Origin of the sequence: Paraburkholderia sp. GV068 (genome assembly GCF_003058125.1) — a bacterium.
Lineage (GTDB): Bacteria > Pseudomonadota > Gammaproteobacteria > Burkholderiales > Burkholderiaceae > Paraburkholderia > Paraburkholderia graminis.
Window position 1 is genome coordinate 398,165 of record NZ_QBUB01000002.1, and the last position, 21,554, is coordinate 419,718.

Sequence of the window (21,554 nt, forward strand, 5' to 3'; positions counted from 1 at the left end):
GGTTTGTAATCGTTTCGGCAGAGAAATAATCGAAACGATGCGGACGGCCGGGGTCCGGATAAGCGTTTTTTTGGAAAAAGCCCTGTTTGTAATCGTTTTGAACGTGGAATAATCGAAACTGATGCAGACGACCTGCTTCCCGCCTCTCAAGCGCACCCGGATCGACCCCATGCCGCACATCGGATATCAATGGTTGGCCAACACGTACGGCGTCGTACCGGTCCACCCGTTCGCCGTTCAGAGCGAAATCGGCCGGACGCGCTCGAGCGCCACTGACGGCGACATCAGCCGCGAGGTCTATCCCGCCGCCTATCGCCCTGTTTCGAGCCTGACCGATCATCTGACATTCGCCTTCCGCCACGAAGGCATCCATCTGGAATTCCTCGCGCGGCTGTTTGCGCTGAAGTCCGTTCGCGGGGAACTGGAAGCGTGGATCGCGAGAGAACCGACCGGCGCGTATGCGCGCCGCGCGTGCTTTTTTTACGAATGGCTGCGCCCCGAGCGTCTTGATGCGCAAGGCGCGTCGCGAGGCAATTACGTCGATGCGCTGAACCCCGACGAGTTCGTCGTGGGCACGACCGTCAACAACTCGCGCTGGCGCGTGCGGGACAATCTGCCGGGCAATCGCGACTTCTGCCCGGTGATCCGGCGCGCGGAGTCGGTGCGGCGCGCAGAAACGTACGACCTTGCGTCGCCACTGGCCGAACTCGAAGCCGATTACGGCGTGGACCTCATCATGCGCAGTGCCGTCTGGCTGACGGTGAAGGAGAGCCGCGCGAGTTTTCTCATCGAGCACGAACAGGACAAGGAGGAGCGCATCCGCCGCTTTGCCGCGGTCATGGAAAGCGAGTGCGGCCGGCATGCCAATCCGTTCGATGCCGAGACGCTCGTTGCCCTGCAACGCGGCATCCTCGGGGAGTCGGCGTTGCGCTATGGCATTCGCCGCTCGCCGGTCTATGTGGGACACGTCGCGCGCTATGAGCCGGTGGTCGATTACATTGCTCCGCATTGGCAGCAGGTCGAAGCAATGCTCGCGGGCTTGAGCCAGTTCCTTCAACGCACGCAAATCGCTGCGCCGATTGTTCGCGCGGCGGCGGCATCGTTCGGCTTTGTCTATGTGCATCCGATGGTCGACGGCAACGGCCGCATCTCGCGCTTTCTGATCAACGACGTATTGCGCCGCGATGGAGCCGTGCCCGCGCCGATCATCCTGCCTGTGTCCGCGACGATCACACAAAGCACGCGCGATCGCGCCGCTTACGACAAGGTGCTTGAACGGTTTTCGCGCCCGCTGATGAAGCACTACGCGGATCAGTACACGTTCGGGAAAACGGAAACGGCCGACGACGGCGTCGAGTTCAACCTGCACTTTCGCGCCTACGACGACGCGCTGCCCGCGTGGCGCTATCCCGATCTCACCGCGCACGTCAGCTATCTCGCGAATGTCATCGACGTGACGCTGCGCCACGAGATGCGCAACGAAGCGCGCTTTCTGCATGCGAACGACACGGCGCGGCGCGCGATCAAGAACTTCCTGGAAGCGCCGGACAACGATCTCGACAGCATCATTCGCAGCGTCCGGCAAAACGGCAACAGCATTTCCAACAGCTTGCGCAAACGCTATCCGCTTCTCGATGAGCGGCCGAATCTGGCCGCGCAAATCGTCAATGCGATCACCGAAGCTTTCGCCGAAGAGAACATTCCCTAATCGCCCGTTTGCGGTTCATGCGACGACAACCTCGCCTTCGCATGCCGCATTTTCTCCAGCGTCTTCGGACCCGCTTTGAGTGCGACGCCGATCGCGAGCGCGTCCATGATGCAAAGATGCACGAGGCGCGATACGCCAGGCGTATTCGGATCGATGGGACTCGGCACGCGCAGCAGCAGCGCAATATCCACGAGCCATGCAAGCCGCGAGCCGACATTGGTCAGGGCGATCGTCGTCGCGCCGCGTTCCTTGGCAATCTGAATGCTCTCGTTCACCTCGACGCTGCGGCCCGAATGCGAGATGGCAAAGGCGACGTCGCCTGGCTCCATCATCCCGGCGTAGAGGCGCTGCAAATGCGCGTCGGTAAACGCAGTGGACGCGATATCGAGCCGCAGGAAGCGCAACGCCGCATCTTGCGCGACGAGGCCGGACCCTGAGCCGACGCCGAAAAAGAACACGCGCCGCGCGCTGGACAGCGCTGCAATCGCGCTTTCGACCACCGCCGGATCGAGCGCGCCGCGCGCGTGCGTGATGCCGTCGACGGCGGCTTCGCCTACCTTGTCCATCAGCGTCTGCACGTCGTCGCTGCGCGCAATGGCCGCCGACGAATACGGCATTCCGCCCGCCACGCTCTGCGCCAGTTGCATCTTGAAGTCGCGCAGACCATGCGCGCCGATCGCGCGGCAAAAACGCGTGACCGAAGGCTCGGAGACATCGGCGCGCTGCGCGAGTTCGGTGATGCTCGCGCGCATCGCGAAGTCCACGTCGTTCAGCACCATGTCCGCGACCTTGCGTTCTGCGGGCCGCAAACTGGCGAGTGCGCTGCGGATATGGGGAATCAAGTTCGGTGCGGACACCCGGTGTTCCTTAAGGGTTAAATGAATCCGCGTCGCTCGCAGCTTCAATCGGCAACACGCGGTTCAGACCAGTCTGCGTCCACTCTCCGTATCGAACAGATGAATATGAGCAGCCGGCAAGCGCAACGCGACGCGCTCGCCGGGCTCAACCTTCGAGCGTTGACGCGTCGTCACGCACCACGTGTTGCCGCCTATTTTCCCGTACAAATGCGTCTCGGCGCCAGTCGGTTCGACCACCTCGACTTCCATGATTGCGTCGGGCGTCTGCGTGATCGTCTCGATGTGTTCGGGCCGCACGCCCAACGTGACTCTCGCGCCCACGTTCGCCGACAGCGGCGCGCCTTCGAGCACGATCTCGCCACCGTCCGCGAGTCTTAGCGCAAGTCCCTGCGAGTGATTCACTACGATGCCTTCGGCGAAATTCATCGACGGCGAGCCAAGAAAGCTCGCGACGAAAAGATTCACGGGACGGTCATACAGTTCGAGCGGACGCCCGATCTGTTCGATCCGCCCCGCGTTCATCACGACGATGCGGTCGGCCATCGTCATGGCTTCGATCTGATCGTGCGTGACGTAAATCACCGTATTTTTCAGGCGCTGATGCAGTGCCTTGATCTCCGTGCGCATTTGGACGCGCAGCTTCGCATCGAGATTGGACAGCGGCTCGTCGAACAGAAACAGCGACGGCTCGCGCACCACCGCGCGGCCCATCGCGACGCGCTGACGTTGACCGCCCGATAACGCGCGCGGCAAGCGGTCGAGGTAGCCGCCGAGATTGAGCATCTTCGCCGCGGCCTCGATGCGCGGCTTGAAATTCGCCGGCGACTCTTTACGAATGCGCGGACCGAACGCGATATTTTCATAGACCGAAAGATGCGGATACAGCGCGTAGCTTTGAAACACCATCGAGATATTGCGCTGCTGCGGCGCGAGATGGTTCGCACGCGTTCCGCCGATCATCAGATCGCCGCCGCTGATTTCCTCGAGCCCGGCCACCATCCGCATCAACGTGCTCTTGCCGCAGCCCGACGGGCCGACGAGCACGACAAACTCGCCGTCGTCGATATGAAGGTCGATGCCGTGCACCACCTGCGTGTCGCCGTAGCGTTTGAAGATGCCGCTCAGTTGCACTGCTGCCATGCTGTCCTCGTCGTCTGCAGGTTTCGCTCAAAGCGATTCGAGCGTCAGTTCTTGCGCCATCAGCCGGTTGCCTGCCATCAAGCCACCGTCGACGGGCAGCGCGACGCCGGTAATCACGCGCGCCATAGGCGACGCGAGAAACAGCACGGCATCGGCGATGTCGTCAGGCGTGGCGAAATCGCGCAACGGATACCACTTTTTCAAATCTTCGAAGACTTGCGGGTTCTTGTCGACGCGCGCCTGCCATGCCGGCGTCTTCACCGTGCCCGGACATACGATGTTCGCGCGAATGCCATAGCGGCCCAATTCGAGCGCGAGCGCCTTCGTGTAACTGATCAAGCCCGCTTTGGCCGCGCTATACGCGGGATGCCCGAGCGCGGCCATGCCATTCACCGAGCCGATCAACACCAACGCGCCCTGCTCGCGCTCGATCATCGACGCGCGCACGGCTTCGACCGTGTTGTATGTGCCGTTCAGGTTCAGATGAATGTCGCGCTGCCAGCTTGCGGCGTCGGTGGTGGCGAGCGTGAGGCCCTCGGCTGCGCCCGCGTTGGCGACCAGCACGTCCACGGGTCCGCGCTTCGCCACCGCCGCGGCGACGGCTTGTTGCACCGCGGCGGCGTCGCCGAGATCGACGGCAAGCGGCGTGACCTGCGTTTCACCGAGTTGCTTCGCCAGGCGATCGAGCGCGGCCCCGTCGATGTCGAGCGCCAGCACCGTATCGCCTTCTTCGACGAAACGCTTGCACAACACGCTGCCGATGCCGCCGCAAGCGCCCGTCACTAATACGACTCGATTCATTTTGCCCTCGCTTTTCCACACGCCCGGCACTTCGCAGACCGTGTAAATTTCTTACAGCGCGACGCACCGCACAAGCCGCTTCGTCCCGGATATTGGGTAACTGGCGCGCAGCCCGCATCGAGAATATCCCTGTTTTACAGGCATCTTATGCACAAACGCGGGCCAGAAAAAATATCGCAGACCCTACGTGACAACGCATTTTTAGCCGTGTAGGATTTTTTCAAACAATTCAACCCACAGCAGCCGGCGACGGCAGCGGACCTATGAGGAGAGAGAGATGTCGTTGCATGCCCGTGCTTCCCTCGCGCTTGGCAAAGTCGCCGTGGCGCTCGCGTTTGCAGGTATTGCCGTGTCGGCTCAAGCCGACACGGTTCGCGTGACCGTCGCGCATTACAGCGACGCAACCGCGCCGTACTTCGAAAAGATGGCTCGCAATTTCGAAAAGGCCAATCCCGGCACCACCATCAAGATCGAAGACGTGAACTGGGATACGTTGCAACAGAAACTGCAAACGGACATCTCCGGCAACGCGAACGCCGACCTCGCGATTGTCGGCACGCGCTGGCTGCTCGACTTCGTGAAGGACGACGTGGCCGAACCGCTCGACGGCTATATGGACGCCAATTTCAAGGGACGTTTTATCGGTCCGTTCCTGGCACCTGGCGAAATCAACGGCAAGGTGTACGGTTTGCCGATCGCCGCGTCCGCACGCGCGCTGTACTACAACAAGGATCTGCTCGCGAAAGCCGGCTATCCGGACGGCCCGAAAACATGGAACGACGTGATTGAAGCGTCAAAGAAACTGAAGGCGCAAGGCATTGCCGGCTTCGGTCTGCAAGGCAAGGAAATCGAAACGGACGTCTATTTTTACTATGCGCTGTGGACAAACGGCGGCGAAGTAGTCGGCAAGGACAACAAGGCGGCGTTCAACTCGGCGGCGGGCGTCAAGGCGGCCACGCTGTATAAATCGCTGATCGATCAGGGTCTGACGCAACCGGGCGTTACCGGTTACAGCCGCGAAGACGTACAGAACCTCTTCAAGCAAGGCCGCGTGGCGATGATGATTTCGGCGCCGTTCCTCGCGAAGCAGATCAAGAAGGAAGCGCCTAACCTGAAGTACGGCATCGATCCGATTCCGATGGGCACCACGCACGCCACTTACGCAGTCACGGACTCGATCGTGATGTTCAAGAACTCGAAGGTGAAGAAGTCCGCGTGGAAGTTCCTCGACTATCTGTTCACGAAAGAACCGCGCGTCGAGTTCACGACGACTGAAGGTTTCCTGCCGACCACCAAGGCCGAATCGTCGGATCCGGCATTCAATGATCCGGATACCAAAGCATTTGTCGCCTTGCTGCCCACTGCGCGTTTTGCACCGACCGTGACCGGTTGGGAAGACACCGCGAAGGCCGTGACCGACGCGATGCAGTCCATCTACCTGGGCAAGGCCAAGCCCGCCGATGCGCTGAATGCGGCGGCTACGCAAGCCAACAAGTCGCTCGGCCATTGATCGGGGCGACGCTCTGACGTCGCGGTAAGCCGTAACTACCCGGCCCATTCCGACGCGCCCGCATGCTTCATGCGGGCGCGTCTCACGATCGAGCATGTATGAGCCGTTCCGCCTCTTCGCGTCTGCAAGCGCCGTGGTTACTGATTGCACCGAGCCTGGTGCTGGCGCTTTTTATCATCAGCTATCCGATCTTCAACATCGTGTGGCAATCGCTGCATGAGGTATCGCGTTTCGGGGCGATTCGCGACTTCACGGGCTTGCAGAACTTCTATTCGATCTTCAGCGACCCCACGTTCCTGGCGGCCGCGCGCCGTACGATCGTGTGGACCGTGTTCGTGGTGGGCGGCACAGTCGCCATTTCGGTGCCTGTTGCACTGGTGCTGAATCAGGACTTCTATGGGCGCGGCGTCGCGCGAACCATCGTCATGCTGCCGTGGTCGGTTTCCCTCACCATGACCGCGGTTGTCTGGCGCTGGGCGTTTAACGACGACTACGGCATGGTCAATGTCACGCTGCAACGCCTCGGCTTGATCGGCGGCCCGATTCATTGGCTCGCGACTCCGGAACTCGCGTTTCCCGTGGAAATCGCGGTGGGCATTCTGGTGTCGATTCCATTCACGGTGACGATTCTGCTCGGAGGATTATCCTCGGTGCCCGGCGACATTTACGAAGCGGCGCGCATCGACGGCGCGAGCGCGTGGCAGCAGTTTCGCAAGCTGACGCTGCCGTTGATGCGGCCGTTCATCAACATGACCATTCTGTTGAACGTGATCTACGTGTTCAACTCGTTCCCGATCATCTGGGTCATGACGCAAGGCGGCCCGGATAACAGCACGCATATTCTCGTCACGTATCTGTACGAACTCGGCTTCAGGCTCGGACGACCCGGCGAGGCCGCGGCCGTGTCGCTGATCATGCTCGTCATGCTGTTCGTTTTCTCGATGGCGTATTTGCGCATGCAGCCGGCGAAAGAAGGAGAACCGTCATGACGCTCAGCACGAAAACAAAACGCTCGCTGTGGTGCTGGCTCGCGTTGTCGCCGCTGGTGATCGTGGTGCTGTTCCCGTTTGCGGTGATGCTCTTCACCGCACTCAAACCTGCTTCGGAGATTTTCGTTTATCCCGCGCGCTGGTTGCCGGTGCATTGGCAGTGGAGCAACTTCGCCGATATGTGGCAAGCGGCCAATTTCGGCGTGGCGCTGCGCAATAGTGCGGTTATCAGCTTGCTGTCGACATTGCTGGCACTCGCGGTGAGCTTGCCCGCCGCTTACGCCTTGGCGCGCTTCCCGTTCCGGGGACGCGGACCGTATCGCCAGTTCCTGCTCGTCACGCAGATGCTGTCGCCTATCCTGCTGGTCGTCGGGCTATTCCGGCTTGCCGCCATGATCCCTTATGGCGACGGCAATCTTGTCGATTCGAAAATCGGCGTGATCGTTTCGTATGCGGCGTTCAATATCGCGTTCGCCGTATGGATGCTCTCTTCGTATTTTCAAACGGTGCCGCGCGATCTCGAGGAAGCGGCGTGGCTGGAAGGATGTGGACGAACGCGTGCCGTTTTCAAAGTGTTTCTGCCGCTTGCCGTGCCCGCAATCGTCGTCACGGCGATCTTCACGTTCATCAACGCGTGGAATGAATTCGCCGTTGTGTATACGCTAATCCGCTCGCCGGAAAACAAAACGCTCACCGTGCAGGTCACCGACATGGTCGCCGGCAAGTATGTGGTCCAGTGGCATCTCGTGATGGCCGCGACGCTGTGCGCAACGCTACCGGTTTCGGTCGTGTTTGCGTGGTTGCAGCGGTATCTGGTGAAGGGCCTGGCTTTGGGGGCGGTGAAGTAGTACGTTTTTGCCCACCGCGCCGAGGTTTGCAATCTTCGGCGCGGTCATGGTGATGCTGGTGGCCATGGCGGTCAGCGCGTGTTTCGCTGAGCCCGCTTGCCGTTATTCCTTGTGCTTATTCCGCGCCGCGCACAATGCGCAGATCGCGTTCTACTGCGTCGCCCAAAGCGTCGAGCGCTTTCTTGTAGTCGTCGCGTGAATACGCTGCGACTGCATCTTCATACGACGGAAACTCGATCACCACCGTCCGCTCCTTCAAGCCCTGCTCATGAACTTCGTCCGCGACGCCGCGCACGAGGAACTTGCCGCCCGCAGCCGCTACTGCCGGGCCGGCCAACTGACCGTAGGCGGCCAGCTTCGACGGATCGTTGATCTTGCGATACGTGGTGACCCAATACCCCTTGCTCATTTGACGCTCCTCGTTAGTGACGGTCATGAATGCAGGAGCGTAACAGAGAACGCCCCGGAGAATACGCGGCGGCCAGTCATGGCCCTATTGCGTAAAGGACTATCGGCGCGGCGGGCCGATCCGAATGTTTGCCCTGCGAATCGCGCCACATGTCCGAAAAAGATGGCCCAAAAAGTTGAACCACGGCGCATGACAAACGGCCAACTTGTATGGAAACTCTTCCCTGCGATCCACGCGACGTGTCGATGGCTGGCCGCTCGTGTTTGAAACGCAGCGACCGCTGTTCGCGGTAAGGCAACGAGTCGTCGTTTATCATGAACCTGTGCCTTTCGATGAAGATTCAGTTTTAGATATGACCAATACCGGAAAGACGTTGATCATCGGCCTTGTGCTGGCTGACCTGGTGATCTGCGCCTATTTGCTCTATCCGCGCGAGGAAAAGAAGTCGGCTGCCGCGCCCGAGGCCGCGCTGACCGCACCCGAGATTACCGATTCGCGCCCTGCCGAGACCCACGTGATTGCGGGCAGCATTGCTCGCCCGGCGTCGCCGGAGACATCGGCGAAGGCTAATAGCAACGCGCCTGGCGGCACGAAGGTGAGCCGCGTGGACGTGCGGCCGTCGCCGGCTCCGACCCCGACCGTTGCGCCGCAGCCTGCGCTGCCGGCGGCACCGGCGTTGCAGGGCGTTCCGAACACCAGCGTCGCGAACGTGCCCGCGGCGGACATGCAAACGCAGGCGCAGCTCCCGCAGGTTCAGCAACCGACGCAGCCGATACAGCAGCAACCGGTGCAAGCCCAGCAACCCGTGCAAACGCAGCAGCAGGTACAACCGCCGCAACAAGGGCAACAACCGCAACACGCAAACAACACCAGATCGAAGACCGCGCAGCGCGCTGCCGAAGATTCGCGTGGTCACGATGACCTGCGCCGCCGCGGTTCAAGTGACGTTGGTGCGTTGATGACGGAACTGCTCGTGCGCGAGTCGGCGAAACTCGATCCGTCATTGCCCCCGCCGCCGCCGACCGCTCCGGTCGAACTCAATCGCCGCAGTTCGAACCCGGTCGCGGACGCGATGACCGATCAACTGGTCAAGGAGTCGGCACGAGTTGCGCCCGCGTCCGGCGCGCAAAAGCAGCCGGGCACGCAGTAGACGCGGAGCGCGTCATACGCTTGGCGTGCAGGCGGCATCGCGACAGTGCACTTGTCGCGATGCCATCCACTCGCGCCCACACGCGTCGAGCGCCTTCACGACTTCGTAATCCCCGCAACGGCGAACTGCCCACATTCCGGTGGTCATCGCCGCACTACCGCTCACGCAGCCGCATCATCGACAATCGGTTCGCGAGCCATGAACCAGTAGAACAGCGCCGCGCACCCCGCAATCGCGCCGCCTGAAATAAACGCCAGCGCATACGAGCCGGTGCGGTCGACAATAAATCCCGCCACGACCGGCGAAAACGCGCCGCCGAAATAACCGCCGAAGTTCTGGATCGCGCTGACGGAGGCGATCATCGACGAAGGCGCGATGTCCGCCGCGAGCGCCCACGCGGAACCCACCACGGCCGCGATGAACGCCAGCCCAACGGTGAAGAGTGCAAGCGTCACGTTCAACGTATGGCTAAACGGCAACGCAATCGCGCATACAGCGGCGCCCACCGCGCAGCATGCAATCAACAGACGCTTTGCGGCAATCGGCGAAGCGATCTCGCGGTCGACCATCTTCTTCGCCAGATAGCCGATGGCAATCTCGCCCAGCGCGCCGCCTGCCCACGGAATACCCGCATACACGCCAAGCTGTGCGAACGAAATATGAAAGCGGTCGAGTAGATAGAGCGGCAAGAACACGAGGAAAATATTCCACAGCCAGATCGTGCAGAAGTAGCCGAGAATCATGCCCCACACGCTGCGTCGCGCGAATAGCGAACGCCACCGTAGCGATGAATTGGCGAGCGAGCGTTCATGCCCGCCGCCGCCCGCCTCGATGTACTCGCGTTCATCTTTCGAAAGACGCTTGCTGTCCACGGGGTTGCGATACAACATCAGGAACAGCAGCGCGAAGGCAACACCCACCGCGCCTGTCACATGAAAGAGCGAGCGCCAGCCGAATGCGACCATCAACGCGACGAGTACAGCCGGTGCAATGGCCGGTCCCCATTTCGAAGACGAGTCCCACACGCCCGTCGCGAATCCGCGCTCCTTCGCGGGAAACCATGCAGCGGTAATTTTCGCGGATGTCGGCCAGCACGGCGCCTCGCCGACCGCGAGCAACGCGCGCATCACCAGTAGCCCCGAAATGGAACCGACCACGCCGGTCAGCCATGTCGCGACGCTCCACCAGATCATCGCGAGTGCATAAGCGCGCTTTGCGCCGAAGCGGTCGATCACCCAGCCGGCCGGCAATTGCATGACGGCATAGGTCCACGCAAACACACTGCCGAGCAGGCCGATTTGCGTGCGAGTCAGTCCGAGTTCGGCAATCATGCCCGGCGCCGCAATCGAAAGACTCGCGCGGTCCATGTAGTTGACAATCCCGCCGATCAGCAGCCAGATAAGCACATGCCAGCGGAAATTGAGGCGAGCGGGCCGCACTGCGGCGGCCGTGAGCGAACCAGTGGGCTTGTCCAAAATCGTGTCTCCGTCCAGATGGCCATCAACGTTGATAAAGGCCATTCGTCGTTGTCGATATGCATCGTGCCGCAGAGCGCGGCACTTGTATGCAGGTGCTGAAGGACAAGTGTACGGATGCAGGCGCGAGAGCTCCAATGTCGAAACCGCATGCCGTGATAGCGTTTTCGTTATTGCCGCGGTTCGCGGCGCACTAAACTAGCGGGCGGCGCATGCACCGATTCATCGTTGAATACCCATTGGAGACCAAGTGAAATTCGACACGACAACTGTCCGGCTGATCCTTGCCATTGCGGAAGAAGGCAGCATCTCGCGCGCCGCGGACAAGCTGAACCTGGCAGTCGCGGCGGCATCGCGGCGCGTGTCGGATCTCGAAGAGCAACTCGGCGCGAAGCTTTTCCAACGCGTGCCGCATGGCGCGGAAATCACCGAGTCGGGCGCGAAGCTGATCCAGTACGTTCGGCAGATCGACAACCTGATTGACCGCATGGAAGGCGATGCACACGCGCTCAATCATGGGCTCGAAGGGCGCATCATCATCGGTGCGCCGAAGGCAGTCGTCATTCAGTTTCTGGCGCGTGAAATCGCAGGGATTCAGCGCAAATATCCGCGCATCGCGCTGAAAATCGTCGAGGAAAACAGCAAGATCGTGCAGCAACTGCTACGCGACAAAGTGATCGATGTCGGCATCTACGAGAAGAAAAGCGGCTTTCTCGATCTGGACAAATGCGCATACCGAGAAGACCGCCTCGTGCTGGTTTATAGCCGCGCGCATTTTGAATTCGGCAATGGACCAGTGGGCATCGACGATATTCTCGATCTTCCCATTGTGAGCCTCGGCAAGGGCTCGGCCGTGCTGTCCGCCGTGGAGCGCGCGTATCGCAGCCGCGGCCGGCTGTTCCCGGACAACCTGACCGTCAACGGTTTCGACACCATGCTCGCGATGGTGCGTCACGGCTTAGGCGTCGGCTTCATGCCGCCCGATGTGTTGCAGAGCTTTCATCCCGAGGCATCGCTCGCATCGGTCGAACTCGACGGAGACTGGTCGCGGCGCAGTTACGTGCTGTCCTGCGTCGAAGGGCACGCGCAGGAGCAAACGCTGCGCAACGTCGTCGCGGAGTTGCTGGCGGGTGCCTAGCAGTCTAGCGGTCTAGCTGGAGCACACGCGCGCGACGGTTTCGCGATCCGCGAAACCAGCCATGACGCGGCGATTCTTGCGGCAACGCTTCTGCCCGGCGACAGTGGAGTCACAACATGACTCACCGACCGAGGAGGAAGCCCGACATGACGCAATCTACGCATCTACCGCTGCAAGGCATACGCGTGCTCGACGTGAGCCAGGTCATGGCGGGGCCGTTCGCCTGCATGATGCTGGCCGACCTCGGCGCGGACGTCATCAAGGTCGAGCCGCCCGAGGGCGACCAGACGCGCAGTTCGATGGGCTTCAAGATGAAAGGCCCCGACAGCATGGGTTTTCTGAATCTCAACCGCAATAAGCGCTCGGTCACGCTCGATCTGAAAAGCGACGAAGGGCGCGAGATGTTCTACAAGCTCGCGAAAACCGCGGACGTCATCGTCGAGAACTATCGGCCGGGCGTCGTGCAGCGTTTGCGGATCGATTACGAGTCCATCAAGGCGATCAATCCAAAGATCGTCTATGTGAGCATTTCCGGCTTCGGGCAAAGCGGGCCGTGGGCGTCGCGGCCCGGCTTCGATCTGATGGCGCAGGCCATGTCGGGCGTGATGAGCGTGACGGGCTACAAAGGCGGCAAGCCCGTGAAAGCCGGCGTTCCGGTCGCGGATATCGGCTGTGCGATGTTCGCGGTGTTCGGTCTGCTGTCGGCGTATATCGGCGCGCAGCGAAGCGGTGAAGGCCAGCATATCGACGCGTCGCTGTTCGATTCGATCATGGCCTTCTCGATCTGGGACATCTCCGACTATTGGGGCACCGGCGTGCCGCCGACACCGCTCGGCACGAGCAACAAGATGAGCGCACCCTATCAGGCCGTGAAGGCGCGCGACGGTTACTTCGTGATGGGCGCAACCAACCAGAAGCTATGGACCCGGCTGTGCGAAACGCTGGATCGTCGCGATCTGATCAATCACGCGGATTACGCGAGCGTGTCGCTGCGACTGAAAAATCGCGAGGCGATGATCGAAGTGCTGGAACAGGAGTTCGGCAAACGGGACAGCGCCGAGTGGGTCGATTTGCTGCTCGCGGCCGGCATCCCCGCGGGACCGATTCTTTCGTATCCCGAAGCATTTGCAAGCGAGCACGCGCAGCATCGCAACATGTGCATGGAGATTGATCACCCGAACGAGGGCAAGGTCAAGAACATCGGCTTTCCGGTCAAACTGCTCGGCACGCCGCCGACTGTGCGCCGCCATCCGCCGCTGCTCGGCGAGCACAACGACGAGATCTTCGCCGAAATCAACGGAGCCGCGTCATGAGCGAACCGGTTCGTCTGACCGTTCACGCTTCGGGCGCGGCGGAAATCCTCATAGACAGACCCGAGCGGCGCAACGCGATGACGCTCGACATGTACGAGTCGCTGCTTGCGCTCATCGCGCAGTGCGAAGCAAACGACGACGTGCGCTGCATTCTGCTGCGCGGCGCGGGCGGCAAGTCGTTCATTTCCGGCACGGACATCGGCTATTTCAAGGACTTCCGCGACGGCCGCGATGGGCTCGCATACGAAGCGTTCGTCGAGCGCGTGATCGACACTATCGAGCGAATTAGCGTGCCGACCATTGCGGTGATAGACGGCTGGGCGGTGGGCGGCGGTCTCGCGCTCGCGACGGCCTGCGATTTTCGCGTGTGCACCGACGCTTCGCGCTTCGGCGCACCGATTGCGAAGACGTTGTCGAACACGCTGTCGTCGCGCAATATCGCGCGGCTTCAGGCAGCCTTCGGCACACCCCGCGTGAAGAAGATGCTGATGCTCGCCGACTATCTGAGCGCCGACGAAGCGCTCGCGTGCGGATACGTGCACGAAATCTGCGGGCGAGACGCATTGCAGGAAGCGGCGCACTCGCTCGCGCAACGTTTGATTGCGCTTTCGCCCGTCACGCAGCACGCGGTGAAAGAAAGCCTGCGCCGCATCGTGATCGATCAGCGGCTCGACGACGAGGATCTGATCGAGAGCGTGTACGGCAGCAGCCGTTTCAGGGAAGCGGTCGCGGCGTTCGCGTCGAAGTCGTGATGGCGTAGCCGCAGTCGCGATACCTTCGCATAAGAGACTCGCTCGAGGCGCCGCAACAGCGGCGCTTTTTTTATGCCTTTGTTTCGCACGAGCGTCCACCGCGGCGGGCACGTGGCGTCACGCCAGGGTTTTCATCGACAAAAAATCCTGTTGCCAAACTTTTTGATGTCGTAGTATCCGCATTGACAACATATGTTGTCGCTTATGCCGACGGAACACCGCATGTTGTAGACACAACGCGTGTTCATCGTCAATCAATGCGGAGAAAATCATGGTACGTCGCGTCTTCCTCATGTCCGTCGTTGCGGCCGCGCTATTCGGCAGCGCGCTCGCCCGCGCGGACACCAAAGAACTCGTGGTCGGCACGGACACGTCGTTCATGCCGTTCGAATTCAAGCAGGGCGACAAGTACGTCGGCTTCGACCTCGACCTGTGGGCCGAAATCGCGAAAGACCTGGGCTGGAAATACAAGGTCCAGCCGATGGATTTCAGCGGCCTCATTCCCGCGTTGCAGACGCAAAATATCGACGTCGCGCTGTCGGGCATGACGATCAAGGAGGAGCGCAGGAAAGCCATCGACTTCTCCGACCCGTACTACGACAGCGGCCTCGCCGCGATGGTCCAAAGCGGCAACACGAGCATCCGGTCCATCGACGATCTGAACGGCAAGGTGATCGCGGCGAAAACAGGCACGGCCACTATCGACTGGATCAAGGCGCATCTGAAGCCGAAGGAAATCCGCCAGTTCCCGAACATCGACCAGGCGTACCTCGCGCTCGAAGCGGGCCGCGTCGACGCCGCGATGCACGACACGCCCAACGTGCTGTATTTCGCGAGCACGGCCGGTAAAGGCAAGGTCAAGGTCGCCGGCACGCCGGTGAGCGGCGACAAGTACGGCATCGGCTTTCCGAAGGGCAGTCCGCTCGTCGCGAGCGTCAACGCGGAACTCGCGAAGATGAAGGCCGACGGCCGCTATGCGACGCTCTACAAGAAGTGGTTCGGCTCCGAGCCGCCCAAATCGTAATCGTTGCGACGTCCCGTGCGGCAGTTCCCGCCGCGCGGCAGACGCACACCTAAGGAGCGGTTCGTGGAATTCGATTGGACAGTTATCTGGAGTGCGCTTCCAGATCTGATAGACGGCGTGGAGCTGACTGTATTCATCGCCTTCGTAGGCTTGATCGGCGGCTTTATCGTCGGTGTCGTGGCGGGCACATGCCGCGCCTACGGCCCGCTTGCGCTAAACGTGATTGCGCAGGTTTACGTCGAACTGATACGCGGCACACCGATTGTGGTTCAGGTGATGTTTCTCTACTTCGCGTTGCCGTTGCTTGCGCATTTGCGAATCGACGGGCTGACCGCCGCCATCATCGCCATTACTGTGAATTCGGGTGCCTATCTCGCCGAGGTGGTGCGCGGAGCGTTGCTGTCGATCCCGAAGGGCTTGATGGAAGCAGGCCTCGCGATGGGACTCTCGACGCCGCGCGTGCTGATGAAGATCATCGGGCCGCTCGCATTTCGACGCCTGATTCCGCCATTGGGCAATCAGTGCATCGTCAGCTTGAAGGACACGTCGCTGTTTATCGTGATCGGCGTCGGGGAACTGACGCGCAAGGGTCAGGAGATCATCGCCGGCAACTTTCGCGCGGTGGAAATCTGGTCCGCCGTCGCGGTCATTTATCTGGTCCTGACCGGTGTCATGACGCTGTCGCTGCGCGTCGTCGAAAGAAGGATGCGAATTCTATGAGCATGATCGAATTTCAGCGCGTCTCAAAGAGCTTCGGCCATCTGCCGGTGCTCAACGACATCGATCTTCGCATCGAGAGTTCGGAAGTCGTGGTGGTCGTCGGGCCGTCGGGCTCGGGCAAGTCGACCATGCTCCGCTGCATTAACGCACTCGAAAAAATCAGCGGCGGCGAACTGCTCGTGGACGGCTTGAGCGTGAAAGGCAATGCGTCTGACATCCGCGCGATCCGTCTGGAAGCGGGCATGGTGTTTCAGCAGTTCAACCTGTTTCCGCAGATGACCGCGCTCGAAAACGTGATGTTCGGCCCGATTCAGGTGCGCGGCGCATCGCGAGCCGAAGCGCGCGATCAGGCAATGGCGCTGCTCGACAAGGTCGGGCTCGAATCGCGCGCGAATCACTATCCGTCCGAGTTGTCCGGCGGACAGCAGCAGCGCGTCGCAATTGCGCGCGCGCTGGCGATCAGGCCGAAGCTAATGCTGTTCGACGAGCCGACTTCGGCACTCGATCCCGAGCTTCGTCATGAAGTGCTGAAGGTCATGCAGGATCTCGCGACGGAGGGCATGACGATGATTGTCGTCACGCACGAGATCGGCTTCGCCAAGCGTGTCGGTACGCGCCTGTTGTTCATGGACAACGGCGGCATCGTGGAAGATGGCGCGCCGGGCGAGCTGATCGACAACCCGCCCACGCCGCGCTTGAAGGACTTTTTGAAGCACGTCGGCTGAAAAAGCCCGGCCTCGATTCACCGAAGCAAGCGCCGCTCGCGCGGCGCACCAGGCTTTCGCGGCCTTCACCGCACTACGCTACTGCGTGCTGCTTAGTCGTAGTGGCGATGCTTATGACGCTTCTTGCCCGAACGATAACCGCGCGAGTAGTCGTCGGAATACGAGTTCGAGCGCGAGATGTTGCCGCCGAGCGCCGCGCCCGCGCCGCCACCCAGGGCTGCGCCGACGAGGCCGCCGCCACGGCCGCCCATTGCATTGCCGGCCGCCGTGCCGGCGCCGCCGCCCAGCGCGCCGCCGACGATCGCACCCGTGCGCTCACGGCGGTTCGACGTCACCGCGCCGCCCGCGCCGCCGCCCACGGCGCCGCCGATCACGGCACCCGTGCTGCCGCCGACCGCGCCGCCCAGTGCCGCACCCGCAACGCCACCGAGCGCGCCGCCCAGCGCATTGTTCATGTCGCCGGCCACAGCCGACAAGGACGCCGCGCTCGCAAGCGCCGCGACAGCCACAATCTGGAGGATTTTTCTGGACATAAAAGGTCTTTGGTTTTTATGAGACGGCGCCGAGTATAACCGGTGACATGAAAGCCCTCTGTAACCACTGCACGGCTTACCGGTAAGACGTGTAACAAATGATGTAGCGCCGTCATTTTTACCTTTTTACTGTCCGCTGGCCTCAGCGCTTGCGCTTCTTTTTTAGCTCGATCGTTTCGAACAATTCGTAGTTCGCGGTCGGCGTCTGATCGGCGCCGGGCGCATGGTAGTAGTTCATCGTGATCGTCGTCTCGCCGTCCGCGTGACCCGGATCGTGATCGAACACCGCGATGCCGTAGCCCGTGCCCGTATCGCGTTGCGCGGACCAGATCGCATCTTCGACGGCATCGGCGCTCGCACGAACGAAGGTGCGCGCGGTCGTGCCCGGCACCGGACGATTCGGCCGCGTGAAGATGCGCGCTTGCGGCAGTCCGGTGCCTGCATCGACGCCATAGACATCGAGCGGCGCGCTCGTGCCGCCGCCGCCGAGGATCAGGTGGATCGTGCCCTGGCTCGTATCGAACGTGGACGCGCCCGCCGAGATCGCCGACATCACCGGCTTTGGCTGCAAGGTATCGACCGGGTGGCCCGTGGCGATGTCGGTGCCCTTGTGGTGATTGCAGCCGCGCACGGGGTAGCTGCGCTCGTAGTCGTGATCGTGGCCGCACAGCACGAGGTCCACGCCGTAGCGGTCGAAGAGCGGCAGCCATGCCTCGCGAATGCCCTTATCGGAACCGTTGCCTGTCTTCGACGAACTCAGCGCGTCCTGGTGCATCTGCACGACGATCCAGTCGATGTCGTGATCGTCGGCCGCGTGGCGCAGTGTCTTTTCGAGCCAGCGCGTCTGTTCGCCATCGCTGTAGCCTCGCACATAGAGCGAGGTGCCTGGCTGGATCGGCGGATTTCCGGTGCTTGCGGCGGGCACGAGCGGGGCCGGTCCGGCGACGAAGGCGGCGGCGTCCTGATAGACGACGTCGTCGGCATCGAGCGAAATGAACAGCACCGAGCTTACGCGGAAGCTGTACCAGCGGCCCTGAAAACGCGTGTGATTGTCGGGCAGCGCATAACGCGCGAGATACGACGCGAAGCCTTGCTCGCCGTTATGGAATTCGATTTCATGGTTGCCGGGGCACGGCATCCACGGACGATTCGCCGCCGAGTTCTGGCAGTTGTTGCCGAAGTCGCGCCACACTTGCGGCTGCTGCGTGGGATTCAGGTTCGCATAGCAGAGGTCGCCGTTGAGCAGATGAAACAGCGGCTGAAAGCGCTCCACGGCCTGCACCGCGAAGCGGCTTTGCGGCGACGACAGCACCCAGCCGGTGTTCGGCGTCGCGAGGTCGCCATAGCTCGTGAAGCGGAACGGCGCGCGGCCGCGCGGCGCGGTGCGGAAACTGCCGGTGAAAGGCTGCGCGGCATTGCTGTCGTTCTCGGCCGTGACCTCGTATTCATAGCTCGTGTCGGGCTTGAGGTCGCGCAGGCGCGCGTGATAGCTGAACACGACGTCGCCGTTCAGGCCGTCGGTGTAAGTGGTCTGCACGCCATGCACGATGTGCTTCGCGTCGCCGATGCGGCCAATGCGCAGATGCGGCTTCACGGCAGCCGCGAGCGACGTCCACGACACGGTGACGTCGCTCGAAGGATCGTTGCCCCACGTCAGATGGATCTGCTCGGGCGTGCCGTCCGGCGTGCTGCTCGCGGCGCGTGCCGTCGACAGCGCGTTGGCCGCGCCGGCAAGACCCGATGCGCCCGCGAACTTCAGGAACCCGCGACGCGAAACGATGGATGCGCCCTGATCGGCTGGCGAGGCATTAGCGTTCTTTGTATTCGACATGTCTGTGTTTGTGGGTAGGAAGGACTGGCGGCTTTGACCAGTGATCCTAGTCGCGAAACGGTGACAGTTGAATGAAAAGGGCTAACCGCTAATGAGCAAGCGACGGGCAAATGATGCGCAAGCGGCTAACGCTTTGGCGGCTGCGGACTATTCGCGGGATTGGTGTCGAACTTCGAAACGCTTTCAATGCCACCTGGGCTGTCTACGCCGGCGAGCTTCAATAGTTCGTTCTCCATCGCATCGGCGATCTGCTTGTCGTAGATCTGCTCGCCCTTCACATAGACCGTGAACGATCGCAGGTACTTCGCTTTCTTCTCCGGATTCCGGATCGTTTCGCGCGTCCACTGATAAAGCGAGTACTTCTCGGTGCCGAGCCGCTCGGCCTCGTTCACGTAGTCCGCGAATGCGTCGTACTGGCATTTCAGCGTCGCATCATGCCGACGCAAGATACGCTGCAGTTCCGCGTGCGCCGCGCCCGAACGGTCGGTGCGCAGCGCATCGGCAAGTTCCGGCGATACGGTAAGCCGTAGCTGGAATTTCAAGGTCGAATCCACATTTGCCTCGCCGTTCGCTGTTGGATAAGAACCCTCGCGTTTGCAATACAGGCCGTGGCTCAGGACTGGTTCACGGAGCGCACGGACTGCACGGGCAGCTTGTCGTCGATACGCGCGATCTCACAGCCTTGCACCGGTCTGCCAAGCAGGAAGCCTTGGGCATGCGTGCAGCCGGAGCGCCGCACGAAATCGAGCTGCTCCTGCGTTTCGATGCCTTCGGCCGTGGTCGGCATGCCAATCTCGCGCGCCAATGCGACGATCCCTCGCACCACTGCCGCGGATTCGCGCCGATGCACGGACTCCTTCACGAACGAACTGTCGATCTTAAGCTTGTCGAACGTGAAGCGCACGAGTGTCGACATGGTCGAGAAGCCAGTGCCAAAATCGTCGAGCGCAAGACCGATGCCCAATGCACGCAGCCGCGAGATGTTGCGCCGGGTCACCACGTCGTCGTTCAGCAGCACGGTCTCCGTCACTTCGATGTTCAGGCGCTCGGGCGGAAGCCGCGTCTTGCGAAGCACGCCCGCCACGATCGACGCAAATGCCTCCTCACGCAATTGCACCGGCGACACGTTGACCGCGACCGGCACCTTGTCGCACCACATGACCGCTTCCTTGCACGACTGCAGCAAAGCCCACTCGCCGAGCGCGAGTATCAGCCCGGTACGTTCCGCTGTCGGAATGAAAGCGGACGGCGAGAGCTCGCCGCGCGTCGGATGCGTCCAGCGAATCAGCGCTTCGCGGCCCGTCACCTCGCCGCTTGCGAGGTCCAGGATCGGCTGATACTCCATGCGCAGTCCGATGAACGTGCGCAACGCGCCTTCCAGGTCGCTGCGCAACAGGCTCAGGCTTTCGTCGGAGACATGTTCGTGTGCGTCGAAAATCAGATAAGCGCTCTTGCCGCTGCGCTTGACCGCGTACAGCGCGCGGTCGGCGCAAATCAGCAATTGCGGACCCGTGCACGCGTGCTCGGGGTACAGCGCCACGCCCACGCTCGCGCCGATGTGCACGAGCGCTTCCGTCAGTACGAAGGGACGCGCCAGCGTCTTGACGATGCTGTCCGCGATGAGCCGCACATCGCGGGACGGCTCGGGCGCTTCCGAGATCACCACGAACTCGTCGCCGGCCAGGCGTCCGACGATGTCGGTGGCCGGCATCACTTCACGCAGGCGAACCGCGGCTTCCTGAAGAATCTGGTCGCCCGCGGCGTGGCCGAGACTGTCGTTGATCGCCTTGAAGCCGTCGAGGTCGATCAATAGAACAGCGAACAATCCGTCGCGCTGCGCCGCGCTGACCGCCGTGCGCTCGAACAGCAGTTCGTTGATGCGCGCACGATTCGGCAAGCCGGTGAGGCTGTCGTGATGCGCGAGCCGCTGACTGCTTTCGCGCGCGAGCAGCAGCGCAACCGTATCGCGATTACTGCGCAGCGCAACCGTGAGAAAACCGGCGGCGCAAAACGGCGCCTGAAACAGAAGCACGAGTTTTCCGGAGCCCGGCGACAGCGCCGCGCCGACGCCCAGCAAACCGATGATGAAGACGATCTGCAGCATCACGAGCCGCGGCGTGGCCGCATTGCGTCCCGCGAGTCCGCCGACAACGCCGACCGCGCAAACATTGCCAAGCAGGAAAAGCGTTGCGTCTCCGCTGATGTTGCACAGCAAAGCGCCCAGGCCGAACAACGCGCTCCACAGAACGCTTGCAAACAGGAAGGCGGCGGTAGGTGTGGGCAGACCCAGTGCGCTGCGGCGGCGGCACGACCAGATGAGCGCGAGCCGCACGATCAGCAGCGCGACAACGGCGCCCGTCCACGTCGCATACAGCAAGCTCGGGTGCAGATAGTAAGCGGTCGCGCAGACGCTGATTTCGCAGATGGATGCGAAGACGATGGACGCGGTGCGTGTGAAAAGATTGGCGAGAAGTATCTGGCGGTTCTCCGCGCTCAGATTCTGAGCCGAAGACACGAGCCACCGGAAAAATGGAGACCTTGGTTCGCTAAAAGCCATGACCCGCGCATTTTTAGTGGTTAGTGGTTCGAAACCGGCAGCGTGCGTACCGATTATCACGTAAACGTTCGGCA

Annotated in this window: 20 protein-coding genes; 11 read left to right on the top strand and 9 right to left on the bottom strand. The window is 61.7% G+C overall.

Features of this window, described 5'->3' with window-relative positions; genetic code table 11:
• Positions 1-169: 169 nt before the first annotated feature.
• A complete protein-coding gene (locus C8K18_RS06675; RefSeq protein ID WP_165919800.1) occupies positions 170-1,708 on the top strand; it encodes a Fic family protein in 1,539 nt (512 codons plus the stop codon).
• On the opposite strand, the gene C8K18_RS06680 is transcribed toward C8K18_RS06675, so the two are convergent.
• From C8K18_RS06680 to C8K18_RS06690, 3 genes are all read right to left on the bottom strand, one after another.
• Positions 1,705-2,565, bottom strand: coding sequence for a MurR/RpiR family transcriptional regulator (locus tag C8K18_RS06680; RefSeq protein WP_006047261.1), 861 nt, complete (start codon positions 2,563-2,565; stop codon positions 1,705-1,707). The genes C8K18_RS06675 and C8K18_RS06680 overlap by 4 nt on opposite strands.
• A 63-nt stretch (positions 2,566-2,628) precedes the next feature.
• A complete protein-coding gene (locus C8K18_RS06685; RefSeq protein WP_107707018.1) occupies positions 2,629-3,705 on the bottom strand; it encodes an ABC transporter ATP-binding protein in 1,077 nt (358 codons plus the stop codon).
• Between the two features lie 27 nt (positions 3,706-3,732).
• Positions 3,733-4,506: an SDR family oxidoreductase gene (locus C8K18_RS06690; protein WP_107707019.1), complete on the bottom strand. Its 774-nt coding sequence runs from the start codon at positions 4,504-4,506 to the stop codon at positions 3,733-3,735.
• Positions 4,507-4,783: 277 nt separating this feature from the next.
• Between C8K18_RS06690 and C8K18_RS06695 the strand changes: the two genes are divergently transcribed.
• From C8K18_RS06695 to C8K18_RS06705, 3 genes are all read left to right on the top strand, one after another.
• The gene (locus C8K18_RS06695; protein ID WP_006047264.1) at positions 4,784-6,016 is read left to right on the top strand and encodes an ABC transporter substrate-binding protein; all 1,233 of its coding nucleotides are present in this window, start codon (positions 4,784-4,786) and stop codon (positions 6,014-6,016) included.
• Positions 6,017-6,114: 98 nt separating this feature from the next.
• Complete coding sequence (locus tag C8K18_RS06700; RefSeq protein ID WP_029967068.1) at positions 6,115-7,005, top strand: carbohydrate ABC transporter permease; 891 nt, start codon at positions 6,115-6,117, stop codon at positions 7,003-7,005.
• On the top strand, positions 7,002-7,853 hold the full coding sequence (locus C8K18_RS06705; protein WP_006047266.1) for a carbohydrate ABC transporter permease: 852 nt from the start codon (positions 7,002-7,004) through the stop codon (positions 7,851-7,853). Before C8K18_RS06700 ends, C8K18_RS06705 begins: the two co-directional genes overlap by 4 nt.
• A 115-nt stretch (positions 7,854-7,968) precedes the next feature.
• Here the strand turns inward: C8K18_RS06705 and C8K18_RS06710 are convergent, their stop codons facing one another.
• Entirely contained in the window at positions 7,969-8,262 is a 294-nt protein-coding gene (locus C8K18_RS06710; protein ID WP_006047268.1) for a DUF1330 domain-containing protein, read from the bottom strand.
• A gap of 352 nt (positions 8,263-8,614) precedes the next feature.
• Here C8K18_RS06710 and C8K18_RS06715 point away from each other — a divergent pair, with 352 nt between their 5' ends.
• Positions 8,615-9,412, top strand: a complete 798-nt coding sequence (locus tag C8K18_RS06715) for a hypothetical protein (RefSeq protein WP_107707020.1) — start codon at positions 8,615-8,617, stop codon at positions 9,410-9,412.
• A gap of 161 nt (positions 9,413-9,573) precedes the next feature.
• Here C8K18_RS06715 and C8K18_RS06720 read toward each other — a convergent pair whose 3' ends face one another.
• Positions 9,574-10,887 (bottom strand): MFS transporter, encoded by a 1,314-nt coding sequence (locus tag C8K18_RS06720; RefSeq protein ID WP_107707144.1) that lies wholly within the window; start codon positions 10,885-10,887, stop codon positions 9,574-9,576.
• A gap of 250 nt (positions 10,888-11,137) precedes the next feature.
• Here C8K18_RS06720 and C8K18_RS06725 point away from each other — a divergent pair, with 250 nt between their 5' ends.
• The 6 genes from C8K18_RS06725 to glnQ all read left to right on the top strand — a co-directional run bounded on the left by C8K18_RS06725 (position 11,138) and on the right by glnQ (position 16,559).
• On the top strand, positions 11,138-12,025 hold the full coding sequence (locus C8K18_RS06725) for a LysR family transcriptional regulator (protein ID WP_107707021.1): 888 nt from the start codon (positions 11,138-11,140) through the stop codon (positions 12,023-12,025).
• A 146-nt stretch (positions 12,026-12,171) separates the two neighbouring features.
• Positions 12,172-13,338, top strand: a complete 1,167-nt coding sequence (locus C8K18_RS06730; RefSeq protein ID WP_107707022.1) for a CaiB/BaiF CoA-transferase family protein — start codon at positions 12,172-12,174, stop codon at positions 13,336-13,338.
• The gene (locus tag C8K18_RS06735) at positions 13,335-14,090 is read left to right on the top strand and encodes an enoyl-CoA hydratase (RefSeq protein ID WP_107707023.1); all 756 of its coding nucleotides are present in this window, start codon (positions 13,335-13,337) and stop codon (positions 14,088-14,090) included. The genes C8K18_RS06730 and C8K18_RS06735 overlap by 4 nt, the downstream gene beginning before the upstream one ends.
• Positions 14,091-14,361: 271 nt before the next feature.
• Positions 14,362-15,114 (top strand): glutamine ABC transporter substrate-binding protein GlnH, encoded by a 753-nt coding sequence (glnH, locus tag C8K18_RS06740; RefSeq protein ID WP_006047274.1) that lies wholly within the window; start codon positions 14,362-14,364, stop codon positions 15,112-15,114.
• Between the two features lie 63 nt (positions 15,115-15,177).
• The gene (glnP, locus tag C8K18_RS06745) at positions 15,178-15,834 is read left to right on the top strand and encodes a glutamine ABC transporter permease GlnP (RefSeq protein ID WP_029967077.1); all 657 of its coding nucleotides are present in this window, start codon (positions 15,178-15,180) and stop codon (positions 15,832-15,834) included.
• A complete protein-coding gene (gene glnQ, locus C8K18_RS06750; RefSeq protein WP_165919801.1) occupies positions 15,831-16,559 on the top strand; it encodes a glutamine ABC transporter ATP-binding protein GlnQ in 729 nt (242 codons plus the stop codon). The genes glnP and glnQ overlap by 4 nt, the downstream gene beginning before the upstream one ends.
• Positions 16,560-16,651: 92 nt before the next feature.
• Here glnQ and C8K18_RS06755 read toward each other — a convergent pair whose 3' ends face one another.
• The 4 genes from C8K18_RS06755 to C8K18_RS06770 form a co-directional block, all read right to left on the bottom strand.
• Positions 16,652-17,092 (bottom strand): hypothetical protein, encoded by a 441-nt coding sequence (locus C8K18_RS06755; protein ID WP_006047277.1) that lies wholly within the window; start codon positions 17,090-17,092, stop codon positions 16,652-16,654.
• Between the two features lie 142 nt (positions 17,093-17,234).
• On the bottom strand, positions 17,235-18,923 hold the full coding sequence (locus C8K18_RS06760; RefSeq protein WP_107707024.1) for a metallophosphoesterase family protein: 1,689 nt from the start codon (positions 18,921-18,923) through the stop codon (positions 17,235-17,237).
• Positions 18,924-19,048: 125 nt separating this feature from the next.
• Positions 19,049-19,477 (bottom strand): hypothetical protein, encoded by a 429-nt coding sequence (locus C8K18_RS06765; RefSeq protein WP_053859848.1) that lies wholly within the window; start codon positions 19,475-19,477, stop codon positions 19,049-19,051.
• Between the two features lie 59 nt (positions 19,478-19,536).
• The gene (locus C8K18_RS06770) at positions 19,537-21,480 is read right to left on the bottom strand and encodes a bifunctional diguanylate cyclase/phosphodiesterase (RefSeq protein WP_107707025.1); all 1,944 of its coding nucleotides are present in this window, start codon (positions 21,478-21,480) and stop codon (positions 19,537-19,539) included.
• Positions 21,481-21,554: the final 74 nt, after the last annotated feature.

Bases quoted from the DNA above. Each gene is read 5' to 3' on its own strand.
- C8K18_RS06710 (WP_006047268.1), bottom strand. From the start codon at position 8,262: ATGAGCAAGGGGTATTGGGTCACCACGTATCGCAAGATCAACGATCCG.
- C8K18_RS06705 (WP_006047266.1), top strand. From the start codon at position 7,002: ATGACGCTCAGCACGAAAACAAAACGCTCGCTGTGGTGCTGGCTCGCG.
- C8K18_RS06700 (WP_029967068.1), top strand. From the start codon at position 6,115: ATGAGCCGTTCCGCCTCTTCGCGTCTGCAAGCGCCGTGGTTACTGATT.
- C8K18_RS06715 (WP_107707020.1), top strand. From the start codon at position 8,615: ATGACCAATACCGGAAAGACGTTGATCATCGGCCTTGTGCTGGCTGAC.
- C8K18_RS06770 (WP_107707025.1), bottom strand. From the start codon at position 21,480: ATGGCTTTTAGCGAACCAAGGTCTCCATTTTTCCGGTGGCTCGTGTCT.
- C8K18_RS06685 (WP_107707018.1), bottom strand. From the start codon at position 3,705: ATGGCAGCAGTGCAACTGAGCGGCATCTTCAAACGCTACGGCGACACG.
- C8K18_RS06730 (WP_107707022.1), top strand. From the start codon at position 12,172: ATGACGCAATCTACGCATCTACCGCTGCAAGGCATACGCGTGCTCGAC.
- C8K18_RS06755 (WP_006047277.1), bottom strand. From the start codon at position 17,092: ATGTCCAGAAAAATCCTCCAGATTGTGGCTGTCGCGGCGCTTGCGAGC.
- C8K18_RS06735 (WP_107707023.1), top strand. From the start codon at position 13,335: ATGAGCGAACCGGTTCGTCTGACCGTTCACGCTTCGGGCGCGGCGGAA.
- C8K18_RS06695 (WP_006047264.1), top strand. From the start codon at position 4,784: ATGTCGTTGCATGCCCGTGCTTCCCTCGCGCTTGGCAAAGTCGCCGTG.
- C8K18_RS06760 (WP_107707024.1), bottom strand. From the start codon at position 18,923: ATGTCGAATACAAAGAACGCTAATGCCTCGCCAGCCGATCAGGGCGCA.
- C8K18_RS06675 (WP_165919800.1), top strand. From the start codon at position 170: ATGCCGCACATCGGATATCAATGGTTGGCCAACACGTACGGCGTCGTA.
- C8K18_RS06690 (WP_107707019.1), bottom strand. From the start codon at position 4,506: ATGAATCGAGTCGTATTAGTGACGGGCGCTTGCGGCGGCATCGGCAGC.
- glnQ (WP_165919801.1), top strand. From the start codon at position 15,831: ATGAGCATGATCGAATTTCAGCGCGTCTCAAAGAGCTTCGGCCATCTG.
- glnH (WP_006047274.1), top strand. From the start codon at position 14,362: ATGGTACGTCGCGTCTTCCTCATGTCCGTCGTTGCGGCCGCGCTATTC.